8 protein-coding genes and 1 tRNA gene are annotated in these 12535 nt (G+C 55.4%); 5 read left to right on the top strand and 4 right to left on the bottom strand.

Annotation, left to right across the window (positions count from 1 at the left end):
* A partial coding sequence (locus A0129_RS14590; protein ID WP_291716127.1) for a hypothetical protein occupies positions 1-253 on the top strand: 253 nt, incomplete at its 5' end.
* Between the two features lie 15 nt (positions 254-268).
* Here A0129_RS14590 and A0129_RS14585 read toward each other — a convergent pair.
* The 3 genes from A0129_RS14585 to A0129_RS14575 all read right to left on the bottom strand — a co-directional run bounded on the left by A0129_RS14585 (position 269) and on the right by A0129_RS14575 (position 4632).
* Positions 269-835 (bottom strand): hypothetical protein, encoded by a 567-nt coding sequence (locus tag A0129_RS14585; protein WP_291716125.1) that lies wholly within the window; start codon positions 833-835, stop codon positions 269-271.
* Positions 836-960: 125 nt separating this feature from the next.
* Positions 961-3807, bottom strand: coding sequence for an ATP-binding protein (locus A0129_RS14580; protein WP_291716123.1), 2847 nt, complete (start codon positions 3805-3807; stop codon positions 961-963).
* A 48-nt stretch (positions 3808-3855) separates the two neighbouring features.
* Positions 3856-4632, bottom strand: a complete 777-nt coding sequence (locus tag A0129_RS14575) for a sulfite exporter TauE/SafE family protein (RefSeq protein WP_291716121.1) — start codon at positions 4630-4632, stop codon at positions 3856-3858.
* A gap of 116 nt (positions 4633-4748) precedes the next feature.
* Here A0129_RS14575 and A0129_RS14570 point away from each other — a divergent pair, with 116 nt between their 5' ends.
* Entirely contained in the window at positions 4749-5654 is a 906-nt protein-coding gene (locus A0129_RS14570; RefSeq protein ID WP_275272398.1) for a LysR family transcriptional regulator, read from the top strand.
* A gap of 11 nt (positions 5655-5665) precedes the next feature.
* On the opposite strand, the gene A0129_RS14565 is transcribed toward A0129_RS14570, so the two are convergent.
* The gene (locus A0129_RS14565) at positions 5666-8905 is read right to left on the bottom strand and encodes a DUF748 domain-containing protein (RefSeq protein ID WP_291716119.1); all 3240 of its coding nucleotides are present in this window, start codon (positions 8903-8905) and stop codon (positions 5666-5668) included.
* A gap of 52 nt (positions 8906-8957) precedes the next feature.
* Between A0129_RS14565 and A0129_RS14560 the strand changes: the two genes are divergently transcribed.
* From A0129_RS14560 to A0129_RS14550, 3 genes are all read left to right on the top strand, one after another.
* Positions 8958-9033 (top strand) — tRNA-Arg (locus A0129_RS14560).
* Between the two features lie 526 nt (positions 9034-9559).
* Positions 9560-11518 (top strand): AAA family ATPase, encoded by a 1959-nt coding sequence (locus A0129_RS14555; RefSeq protein WP_008247186.1) that lies wholly within the window; start codon positions 9560-9562, stop codon positions 11516-11518.
* A 91-nt stretch (positions 11519-11609) separates the two neighbouring features.
* Positions 11610-12535, top strand: a 926-nt coding sequence (locus tag A0129_RS14550) for a hypothetical protein (protein WP_291716117.1), incomplete at its 3' end; no start/stop codon positions are given.

Genomic DNA, 12535 nt, shown 5'->3' with positions numbered 1-12535 from the left:
GCAAACCCGCGATGGTCAGGAAGTGATGTTTCACCTGATCGGGTCAACGATTGGTGACCACACTTCCTCTTGGTTGAACACCACTGTGGGTGACGGGTTGGTCACACCCGATTCTGCTCTGGCCGATGACACTGGCAAAGCGCAACGCGTCACATTCGCGCAAAAGCACCACATGACTTTGCTCAACGATCCTGACGTGTTTCTGGAACTGAAAATGGTGTTGCGCCAACACCTGCGCCCGCGCTTGGTTTGAAACCTGGCAGCGCGATTAAAAGTTGTAGGTGGAAGTTTTGCTTTCCTGCAAAAACACACGTTGCGTGGTGAGCAGGTAATTCACCAGCAGGTCGGCGTAGGTGCGCTTGAATTTCGATTCGCGCATGCCTGTTTCAACCAGGTTCAGGCCGTAGTACTTCAAGGCCAGGTGGGCTTGCTGACATTCTTTTGTCCAGCAATCCAGCGGTTCCAGAATCTGGTTCACAGCATCCTGAAAACCGGTGGTGAAGTTCAGGAAGTCTGCTTCGTTCATGTCTTCGATCATTTCCAGCGCATTGTGCTCTGCATGCATGTGCTGAGCGTGCACGCCATTGCGTGGCCGGGTTTGAAATACATTCAGGAATTGAAACAGCAAGGGCTCGGGCAAATGGGAGCTGGGCACGCCGTAGAGTAACTGCACACGGCTCAAATCAATTTGCAGCTGCATCGCAAACAGGCCACTGATGTTACGTGAACTCAAAGCCCAACAGGCACCCAGCGTTTCAAAAAACACCTCGCGCTCGAAGGAGTATTTTTTGTAAGGGCTGCTGTGCAGCACTTGATAGGGTGCTCGAATGGTCATGCTGAATCCAATGCCTTGCCGTTCATCGTTTAAGTATTGTCGACTGCATTACCAAGGTGTGGCATCGCATAGGTGAGGGTTCACCGTTTGCGGGGAGGTTCACCATTTCAGGGGGTAGGTTTCCCCTAGGTGGGGGTGGCCTTCTCGACTAGTTCGGAATACTTCTTCACCAAAGCAGGCCACACGGTTCGTATCTGGTCCAACACTTCTTTGGCATCGATGGTCTGGTTGTTCAAGCCTTGCTCAAAATCCCGGAATACATGGTGCAAAGCCTGTTCGCCCAGCAAGGCCAACAAGCTGACCATGGAATGTATTTCACGCACAAAGGCGACTTCATCCAGCTGCTCCAGGTGGCCGCGCAACTTGGCTGGCAGGTCGGCACAGTGTTCCATGAACAAATTGGGCAGGGTAGGTGGTGTGGGCAAAGGTGAAGGTGTTTCGGCGTGCAACAGGTCGGCCAGTGTGGCGTACAGCACGCGGGCTTCCACGGGCTTGGCGATAAAGTCATCCATGCCCAAATCCAGACAACGGTTGCGTATCTCCGAGAAGGCATGCCCGGTCAGGCCCACCAAGGGGGTGTCCATCCAGCGGGTTTGGTCGCGCAGCCAGGCTGTGAATTCATAGCCGTCCATCACCGGCATTTCAAGGTCGGTGATGATGACATCAAAGTGAGGCGCGTCGTCAGGGTCCAACAACTCCAAAGCCTCCTGACCGTGCTCACACACAGTCACCTGCATGCCTGCCGCTTTCAGGTAGGAGCACACCAGTTCCTGGTTCACCGGGTGGTCTTCCAGCACCAGGGCACTTTTTCCTTGAAGGGTCGAAGGATACTCCCGGGCTGCACCAGGCTGTGGCAAATTTGGCAGGTCCAGGCGCGGCGCTGCGCAGATGTCTTGCATCAACACCGGGTGCGCCAGGTGTATCAGTTGTTTGGTGAGTTCAGAGGGCAAGAGTTGCAGCAGCGCACTGTCGGCAGAAAGCAGATCACGGTCAATGGCCACTACCCGCAAAGCCGGGTTGCTCAGGTGCTCCAGGAGTTCGGCAGGCAGCGGCTCACTGGGGTCCAGCAAATCCGATTGAATGAATACCCAATCGCAAGTGTTTTCATCCAGGTGGTCTATGCACTGCCCCAGCGTACTCACCAGGGTGGCTTGCATGCCAGTGGCGTTCAGCACCGACATCACGCAGTCGGCCACTGGCCCTGGCTGGTGAAACACCACGCCATGCTGGTAACCCAGTGGCAGGGGTTCAATCAAGATGTCGCTGTCATAGACCACAGGCACCGAGAACCAAAAACAACTGCCCATGCCCGGTGTACTTTCAACTGAAATTTGGCCACCCATGCGGATCACCAATTCGCGGGCAATGCTCAAGCCCAATCCAGTGCCGCCATACACTCGGCTGATGCTTGAATCGCCTTGCGCAAACTTTTCAAAAATTCGCTCAACTTGTGACTTGCTCAAACCCGAGCCGGTATCGTGCACCTCAATTCGCAGGTCAAGCCCGGTGTCCGAACGGGTCTGCAGTTTCGAGAACACACGCACCGATCCGCTTTCCGTGAATTTCACCGCATTGCTGAGCAGGTTGCTCAGAACTTGTCGAAGCCGAGAAGGATCGCCCACCAAGCGCTGACCCAACTGGTTGGAGTAACCCGGCGCAACCTCGTTTAGCAACATCAGGTTTCGGCTGGCTGCCTGGCTTTGCACCGCAAGAAATGAATTGGCCAGTACTTCATCCAGAGTGAACGGAATGTGCTCGAACTCCACCATGCCCGCTTCGGCCTTGGAGTAGTCCAGGATGTCGTTGAGTAAACCCAGCAGCGATTTCGCTGCATCTTGTACTTTCAGCAAGTAGTTGCGCTCCTGCTCGGGCAGGTCTGACTTCAAGGTGAGCGCGGTCATCCCCAGAATGGCATTCATGGGTGTTCTGATTTCATGGCTCATATTGGCCAGCAACATGCCGCGTGCTTCCACCTGTGCTTCTGCTCGTTCACGCCCCATTTTGGCCTCGAAGGCAATCAATTCAGCTGACCTTGCAGCCTCGCCCTGTTCCAATTCCCGCTTGAATGAACCAATCATCAGGGCAAAGCCCTTCACAAGGTTGCTCATTTCGGTCACAAAGCGGGGATTGGGTAGGGTAACGCTGTAATTACCCTGCGCAATTTGTTTGCTCACCTTGTTCAGTTCTCGAAGCGGTGCCACCACAAAGCGTTGCAACACGGCCAAGCCCACCAGGGCCATCAAGGTAACGAGCAAGCCCAGGTACAGGTCGAAATTTGCAGTGGCTTTGATGTTGTTGGCCTGGGCAGCTATCACGGTTTGAAAGCCGAGTTCCACTGCGCGAATTCGACCTTGAATTTCAGCGCGAATGGCGTTGCTCATGCCCAGGTATTCTTCCGAGAAGAGCATTTGAATGGCAAGGTCGTCGCGCACAGGCGCTTCTGATACATATTTGCCCGCATCCGGGTCGTACAAGCCTTGGGTCAGTGCAAACACAATTTGTTCACGTTCTCGCAAACGTTTACTGAGGCTAAGGATATTTTCGACCGATGCTTTTACATCTACGCTGAGGTTGGGCGCCACATTTTGTGGCGAAAGCAAACGGCTTTCAAGCGTTTCACCTTCGGCGGGCACCAGCGGTACCGCCTCGGTGTTGCCCGCGATCAGTTTGCTCCAGTAGACATTGTCGACAGGCTGGGCATATTTGCGCGCGCCTGCGTGGGCGTCCAGCAGCTCGTAATAATTCACCAGGTGCTGGCTGTTTTTGCTGACCACAAAAGCGGCCACCAGGGTTTGCAGTGCATCGAATTCGGATTGCAGCAAGCGCAATTCATTGATGGCATTCAAGCGGGCGGTGAGCAGCGCTGTCTGCGACGTTTGCAATTGGTCTGCCCGTTCGCCCATCCACACATTGGAGGCCAGGCCGAGCAAAGTGGCAAACAAGACAAAACGAAACAGGGCTGCCAGCTTCATCAGGCAAAAAGGCGAGTGTGGACAAGCCCCTATTCTTACCGGAAAAGCTTAGTGCGTGTGCAGTGATTGCAAAATGAGCCAGAAAGCAGCAATGATCATGACTGCTGCAAAACTTCGGCGCAGGGCCTTTTCAGGCAGGTAGTGGGCGATGGCCACACCCGCCGATACAGTGAACAGCCCGCCAAAAGCCAGGGGCAAGCCCAATTCCCAGTTGACGCGGTGGGCATTGGCGTAGGTGCTCAGTGCCATCACCGAGCTGGGGGCCACCAAGGCCAGCGACAAAGCCTGCGCCGTGGTTTGGGTGTGTTTGAACACGGTCGTTAACAGGGGTGTGGCCACCAGGCCGCCCCCCATGCCCAGCAGGCCCATGCTGGTGCCACCCAATACACCAACGATGGGCATGGTGGCAGTGCGAGGTTGATCGCTGTTGTTTGAATCCGCGCTGGGGTTTTTTCGCAGCATCAACATGCGCAGGCCCACCATCAAAATGAACAGGTTGAATATCCAGTGCAGTATGTCTTGATCAAGGCGAACAGCCAGTTTGGCGGTTAACCAGGTGGTTGCAGTGGCGGTGATGCCAATGGCAGCCACAGCCAGCCAAGGCAGCCTGTGATGCTGGTTGTAACGCCACCAGCCAATCAGCAAATTGGGCACCATCAGCACCAGTGCGGTGCCTTGGGCCAGGGCCTGGTCCATGCCAAACCCGATAATAAAAAGCGGGACGGCAATAATGCCGCCCCCAATACCAAACAGCCCACCGAAGAAACCCAAAGCCGCGCCCAACGACAAAACAAGGAGCAAATCAGGAAGAGCGAGCCAAGACATGGGTGGTGTGCTGTAGATGTGGAAGCGCTCAGTGTATTCGTTATAAAAATATCTACAATGATTCAATATTTAAAATATTATTAACAAATACGCACGAATCTTTGTTGGAGCAAGTTTTGAAGCAGTTGTCTGATCTCGCTTTTTTCAGCGAACTGGTGCGCCATGAAAGCCTGGCCAGCGCTGCCATGGCCTTTGATGTCACACCACCTGCCGTTAGCCGCCGTCTCGCGGCACTGGAAAAAAGGCTGGGCGTTCGCCTGCTTCACCGCAGCACACGGCGCATCGGTTTAAGTGCTGAAGGTGAACGTTACCTGGCTGAGGGCGCCAATATTCTTCGCCAAATCGATGTGTTGGAGGCCACTTTGCGTGCCGGGCAAGACACCCCGCGTGGACTGTTGCGTGTTAACGCCAGCCTGGGTTTTGGCCGCAAGCATGTGGCCAACGTGGTGTCGGCCTACCATGCCGAATTCCCCGCGGTGGAAGTCATTCTTGAACTGACGGACCACCCGATTGATTTGATTGAGGGCGGTTTTGATTTGTCGGTGCGCTTTGGCGAGCCACCTGACCAAAGGCTGATTGCCCAAAAGTTGGCCAGTAACCGGCGCATCTTGTGTGCAGCGCCTTCCTATTTGGCTGCGGCGGGTGAGTTGACCACACCGGGCGACTTAACCCGACACGACTGCCTGGTGATTCGGCAAGAGAACCACACGTTCAACAATTGGCAGTTGCGCAACGGCAAGCAGGAAACCACCGTGAAAGTGCACGGGCCCGTGAGTTCAAATGACGGTGATGTGTCTGTGCAATGGGCCTTGCAGGGCAAGGGTGTGCTGCTGCGTTCCGAATGGGACATTCAGCAGGAACTGAAGACCGGCGCGTTGGTGCGTGTCTTGCCTGACTGGGCGGGTGCACCGGCCGATATATTCGCCGTGTGCCCCTACGCCAACCCCATGCCCGCCAAGACCCGCGAATTTATTCGTGTTACCCGCGAGGTGTTGGCCAGCCAAGCGGGGTTTATTGTTTAGTTTTTAGCTGCTCACTTGTTGACAGCCACACCCAATTCCATTGGCACGGTTTTGTCATCATTGGTTTTGGTTTCTTTGGGCGAATCGGTTTTGACGCGCTCGGCGGGCACACCCGCTGAAGTCAGCCCGGTGCTTACCAATTGCTGGCGTTGTGTGGCCAAGGCCTGCAGTTGTGCAGTGCTCACTTCCTCTGAGTCTTGCAGCTTTTGAGCCAGCACGGCGTAGAAATTTTTGCCTTTCAGTGCATTCACTTCAGCCTCGCTCAGCTCGCGCGTGTCTTTGAACAAATTGGTAATTTGCCCCAAGGCCTTTCCCGCCATACCTTGTTCCAGCTGGCCCGGGTTGGCCTTTCTGAAACCGGTTTTCATCGAGGCCAGTTCACCGCCACTGAAACGTTTTTCAAACAACGCCTCAATCGCTTTTTGGGTGGCCTCATTGTTCAGGGCAAGGGGGCCGGGGTTTTCACCGGGCTGCAATTTTTCGCCCGCTTGGGCGGCCACGGCGCGGCGCATTTGAAGGTTCTGGATGGCGGTTTTGTCGACTGGCGCCCAAGTGCCTTGCACGGTTAAAGCCAGGTTGGGGCGAGTGGTCAGTGCTTCGCCCAGCTTTTTCAAACCCTCGCGTTGTGAGGGGCTCAGCGTATTGGCCCCGGCGGTGAATTCAATTTTGCCCAGCTCATCGGCATCGCCGCCGCCAAACAAGGCACCCAAGGCCCGGAAGGGTGCTGTCACAATTTTCGTGAGCACATTGCCAATGGCTTTCCACACAATGGCGCCGTAGCTGAACTGCGGGTCGTTCAAGTCGCCAGTGATGGGCAGGCCCAAATCGATACGGCCGTTGCTGTCCTCAAGAATCGCGATGGCCAACTCCAGGGGCAGGTCGCGACCTTGCGGGCTTTGCACACGTTCCCCCAGTTTCAGTTTGTCGACAATCACCTGGTTGCTGCTGTTGAGCTGCTGGTTTTCAATGTTGTACACCAGGTTCAGCGACAATTTGCCCGATTCAATTTTGCGGTTGGCAAATGTGCCGGAATAAGGCGTCAAATTGCGCATTTCCACATTGCTGAATTTCACGGCAATGTCCATGTAAGCCGTGGGGTCCAGCAGGTTGAGGGTGCCTTGTGCATCGGCTTCGCCAAATTCATCCACTGCGCCTTTCAACGCAAGCTCGCCGCGCGTCCCAGGCTTGTTCGACAAGCCGTTCAACACACCCTCCAGGCTGTGAATGCGAGTGCCGAAAGGGATGAACAGCGACTCATCGGCAAAGTCCAGTTCACTGTCCGCAATGCTGAAGCGATCAATGTTGACTGCAAACGCGGGGGGTGCATTTGCAGCTGGTGTTGCAGGTTCAGCTTGTGGCTGCGTGGCCGTTGTCGGTTCTTCCTTGCTCACCAGAATTCGGCTGATGTTGGTTGATTTGTCTTTCGCAATCAATAGCGAAGTGTCCAGACCTTCAAGCGTCAGGCGTTGAATATTCAAGCCTTGGGCATTGACACGCAGGCCGGGGGTAAACAGCTTTTTGAATTCGAAAAACGAATTGTTGGTGCCCGCTTCATTCAGCCGCAAGCCCGCCACAGTGAGGCTGCCGGCATAGCCTTGTTCCTTGGCGTTGTAGGTGGCTTTGCCTTTGGTGTAAATTGCGCCGCTGACCAGGTTCAGTTTGGCAAATTGGCCGATGAAGGGCTGTGCAGGTTTCAAGGCCAGTGCATTCACCTCAATGTTTATTTGAGTGGCTGCGGTACTGGGGTTGATGTCGCCATTCACAGCAATGCTTCCACCACTGGCCACATTCAGGCTGGCTTTCAGTGGCAGGGTTTTGGAAAGGTCTTGTGTCACACCGCTGGTTGATACCGCAATACTGTTCAAGCCAATGTTTAACGCGGGGCTCACTGTTTGGTCTTGAATGTTGGCATTAATGCCGGAAAGGTCGATGGTGTTGACTGCGTAGGTCCAAGGTTTTGCAGGTGCCTCGTCGATTGTTTCAGGCGTGTTCTTGTCCGCTGGTTTTTTGGCAGGAACCCAGTCGTTGATCGCTGCCATCAAATCGAGTTCACCTTGGGCGTTGCGCTTCACATTCACAGCGCCACCTTTCACTGTAGCGGCGTTAACCTCTGCATGTTGTTCGGCAAGGTCTACGAGGATAGGGCCGACTTCAATCGTATCCAGACCAATCGCCTTGGCCTTGCTGGCATGGTTTAACTGAAGGCCAGCCAGCACAATTCCGGTGAGTTCAGCTTTGTTGGCCTGCAAATCAAAGCTGGCGTTGTTGACATTCAGCTTGCTGAATTGGGCAGCAGCACTGGCACCCTGTGGCTTGGCGGCCATGCTGAATTCGCGCACTTCTGCGTTGATGTTGCTGATCAACACTTTGGGTTGCGCGGCTTGATTGGCTGGTGGGGGGTCACCATCTGTGGGGGCGGTCTCATTGGCCTGCGATGCAGTGGCCTCTTCCTTCAGGTTCACATCAAAGTTCAAGGCCAGGTCGGCGCTACCAGCAGGTGGTGCTGTGGGCAAAAGCGGTGCCAATAGGGGTTCAAGCTTGGCAAGGTTCAAACCAGTCAGCGAGAATTCACCCGTGGCCGAAGGGTCGGCCAACTGAATTTGCGCGCGCAGTTCCAGTTCGGCGTCCAGCCCTGTCACGGCATTCAGCACAAAGTCGCCGTCGGTTTCGGAACGGGTGGCCAAGTCGCGTAGCTCCAGGTTCAGCGGCACAAAGCGGGTTTTCAGGCCATCGGGTTTGCGGCGGTCTTCAAAATCAACAGCTGCATCGCTGATCAACAAATGGCTTAACAAAAACGCAGGTGGCTCGGTGTTTTCCTCTTCAGGCTCTTCAGTTTTGAAAGCATCCAGAAGCGCGGTGAAGTTGTTCTTGCCCCCGGGCAGCAGCGCCACATTCAGGTTCAGGTTTTTCAGGTCAATTTGATCCAGCGCAACAAGGCCAGTGAACAGGTCAGTGCCGGAAACGTCTACAAAAAGGTGATCAAACGCCACCAGCTGCTCGCCCTCGGGCGTGGCCAGGCTCAGCTTGGGGATCCGAACGGTCAGCTTGAAGGGGTTGACCTCGGGCAAGTCCATTTTCAGCACATGGCCGGAACGTTCAAGCACCTGCTTTTCAGCCTGCCAGTGCACCAGGCGAGGCAACCCGGCCCATGCAAACAAGTAAATAAAAACAAGGATGAACAGGGGTATCAACACCACTTTGGTGCGAAGAATATTGGCGATTTTCATTTTTATTGGTTGTACGGTGGACATATGCCGTCAGTATCCTAGATCCCAGCGCTGGTGTACACTAACGCCTTCTTGCGCGGCTGTAGCTCAGTGGATAGAGTATTGGCCTCCGAAGCCAAGGGTCGTGGGTTCGATCCCCGCCAGCCGCGCCATTTTCGTTTTCCTCCGAAAGCCCGCCGTTTGGGTGTTTCCGTCAAAAACTAGTCTTCTCTATCCAAAATCTGCTTGTTTTTCTCAGCATGTTTGTGCCCATTCTGTGCCCAAAAATTTTGGGCACGATGGGCACAAGAGTATCGGTTTGAAATAGGGCACACTTGTGCCCAAATTATTCGCTTGTTTTGATTGAGTAACCGCAATTCGGCCGAAGAAGCCATTAGGACTGATGGCTGGGACGTCTGAGTTATTTGCAAAAGCAGACTTCGGAACCTTAGCAGTTGTCGATGATAGATCTGACCTTCGAAATCGAGTTCCAGGTTCAACATTTTGCGGCGAATAACCTAGGTTTATTTTTCATCCTGTTCATGCGATGCTTTGTAAATATTTGAAATAGTTAATTTAAAGAAATCTTTTGCTATGTGCGGATAAATGGATATCGCCTTTGTTATTCGATAAATCAAGTTAGGCGACCAATCCTAGCCCGCTCGCAGTTGATGGAATCATGAGAAATCGGAGGGCATAGTGCTAACACTCGTCAAGGCGCAGGTCTGGAAATACAAGTCCATTGAGGATTCAACGCCCGTGGCGCTTGCCGATGACGTGACGGTGCTGGTTGGCAAGAACGAGTCCGGCAAGACGGCCTTCCTCGAAGCGCTGTATAAAGCGCTGCCGCTCGGCGCCGCCGGATACGACTACGTCGCCGATTACCCGCGCAAGGACCTGGTGCGCTACCGACCTCAGCACGAGGCGAAAAACTATCAGAAGGTCGTGCAGTTGACTTTTCGCATCGAGAAGGAGCTGGCCGACACGATCAACAAGGAAGTCTTCGGGGGTGCGCAGATCGTCGCCGCCGGCAGTACCTTCATACGCGATACGACCATCGCCAACACGAATACCATCGGCTTCCATATCGACCAGAAAGCGGCCTTGGTCGCGCAGCAGAAGCCGCTAAGCGATCTGGAGCACCAGGACGAAGTCTTTGCCGGGGCCACGTCGCTCGCCGACGTGCTTGCCAAAATCGAAGGCCTGAACCTGCCAACGGACAACCGCCTGGCGAAGTTCGCTGCACAGTGGCGTGCACGGGCGATCAAGGCGAACGGCTGGGGACTGGTTGACGGCCATATCTGGCAGACCTACCTGTTGCCGGCACTGCCAAAGTTCCTCTACTTCGACGACTACAAGCTGCTCGAAGGCAAGATCAATCTGCCTGCGCTGCAGCAGCGCGAAGCCGCGAAGCAATTGACTGACGCCGACGAAACCGCGCAGGGGCTTCTGCAGCTCGCCGGAACGACTCTGCAGGAGTTGATGAGCGACGAGGGCTACGAAACCGCGAAAGCGAAGCTAGAAGCCATCGGCCTGAACATCACCCAGAAGGTCTTCGAGTTCTGGAAGCAGAACCAGGACTTGGACGTAGAGTTCGATCTCAAGACCGATAGCAAGGACGTTGCGCCCTACAACAGCGGTGTCAACCTCTATATCCGCATTAAGAACCGCCGCCACGGCGTCACGGTGCCGTTTGACCAGCGCAGCAAGGGCTTCATCTGGTTCTTCAGCTTCTTGGTCTGGTTCGACGCCGTGCAGTCGCGCGCCGCGACGCAGGACGCGCTCGTTCTTCTGCTCGACGAGCCGGGCCTGAACCTGCACGCGCTGGCGCAGGCCGACTTCCTGGCCTACATTCGCGAGCTGTCGACGCAGCATCAGATCATCTACACGACACACTCGCCTTTCATGGTGGACAGCGCGTGCCTGGACGAAGTGCGAGTCGTCGAAGACCGCGTCAAGGAAGGCACCAAGATCACCGGTGACTTGGCCGGCTCATCGGACGAAAGCGTGTTCCCGCTGCAGGCCGCGCTCGGCTACTCCATCGCGCAGAACCTCTTCATCGCCAAGAAAAACGTCCTGATCGAAGGGCCGGCGGACCTGATTCTGCTGCAGCATATGGGCGCGTTGCTGGAAGCCAGCGACAAGCAGGGGGTGGGGGACGCGATTCTGGTGCCGGTCGGCGGTCTGGACAAGTTGGCTACCTTCGTCGCGCTGCTCGGGTCGAACAAGCTGAAGCTCGTGGTGTTGCATGACCGCGCCGCCAGCCCTAACCAGAAGCTGGAAGACCTGGTGCGGCAGAAACTGATCGAGCGCAAGCGCGTCCTCGACTTCTCCATGTTCATCGACCCGGCTCCGGCCGAAGCCGACATCGAAGACCTGTTGCCCACCGACGCCTATATCGAAGCGTTCAACCAAGCCTACGGCAAGGAGTTGAACGGCGTGACGCTGACCGCGGCCGATCTTGGCGCGCAGCCGCGCATGATCGAGCGCATCAACCACTGGCTCAAGGCAAAGAACATCACGCTGCTGAAGGATGGCGGCTTCAACCACTACCGCGTCGCGCAGGCGGTACTGCCGGCGCTGACGGCTGCGACACTTAAGCCCGATGAACTGGCACGCTTCGAGCGCCTGTTCTCCAAAATCGGTGAGGTGCTGTGACAGTCTCCCCTTGGTCGCCTAACAACAGCATGCAGCGGACGGCGCTTCGCGCCGCCGCTGATGCTGGGCGTTAGACCTCGTTGGTGACGCCGTGGGTCCAATAGCGCTCTTCGACAAATCCTTCTTGCAGTCTCTCACGCTCGATGAGTCGGTGTGGTTTGATCATTTCTTTCTGCCTGTCATCTGCCCCTTGTTTTTTGTTGAAACCCTCGCCGATCTGAGCAAGCGAACCCGTGTAGGTACACGAACTCCTGAAGACCTTGTCCGCATCATTGCGGACAAAACGCCTGTCATGTCGGGAGCGCCTTGCGTACATCACTCACAGATCTGCATAGCGAACCTGATGGGTCATGAGGCGCCGCACTTTGGTCAAGTTCCCCTTGCAGGGGGCCGACCGGTCAGAGGCGTAGACGGCAAGGCGGGCGTCGTGTTCAAGAATTCTCCCGAAGCCGAAGCCTTCTCCCGATGGCAGCGCGGGCAATTTCAAGACATTGAACGGGAGTCGGCTTCTGCTTGGCGTGCAATGCTGTCGGATCTCAATCTGCCTGAAGTTGCGTCGAGGATGCGCGCACTTGGCATAACGCCTCAAAGCTGCAAGACGATTGAGCAAGCGTATGGCATCGCCGCCTCGCTTGTGAATACGAGATTTGCGCCGGAGCAGCAACTCGGTCTGCTCTTCTCCTTCGTTCATATCCCGCAGCATCTGTGGGGTCCCATTATTCAGCGTTGGTCGGACGCAGGCTTTCCGTCGCTGGCGGAGTTCGCAAGCTATGCGGCGCACGTGCTGAAAGTCGAGATCTTCTTCCAAATTGCGCTCGCGGCCAATCTGATCTCTTCCGATCGGCCCTCGAATCGTGCTGACATTGCCTATCTTTTCTACTTGCCTTTCTGCCACATCTTCGTGTCGGGGGACAAACTCCACCGTCGCTGCGCACCAGCATTTCTGAGTAAACGGCAAGACTTCGTCTGGGGTCCGGACCTGAAGGCCGATATCACGCGAATCAATCAGGAACTCTC

This window comes from Limnobacter sp. CACIAM 66H1 (genome assembly GCF_001601825.1).
Lineage (GTDB): Bacteria > Pseudomonadota > Gammaproteobacteria > Burkholderiales > Burkholderiaceae_B > Limnobacter.
This window is presented reverse-complemented; position numbering and strand designations above follow the sequence as displayed.

Bases quoted from the DNA above. Each gene is read 5' to 3' on its own strand.
- A0129_RS14585 (WP_291716125.1), bottom strand. From the start codon at position 835: ATGACCATTCGAGCACCCTATCAAGTGCTGCACAGCAGCCCTTACAAA.
- A0129_RS14580 (WP_291716123.1), bottom strand. From the start codon at position 3,807: ATGAAGCTGGCAGCCCTGTTTCGTTTTGTCTTGTTTGCCACTTTGCTC.
- A0129_RS14575 (WP_291716121.1), bottom strand. From the start codon at position 4,632: ATGTCTTGGCTCGCTCTTCCTGATTTGCTCCTTGTTTTGTCGTTGGGC.
- A0129_RS14565 (WP_291716119.1), bottom strand. From the start codon at position 8,905: ATGTCCACCGTACAACCAATAAAAATGAAAATCGCCAATATTCTTCGC.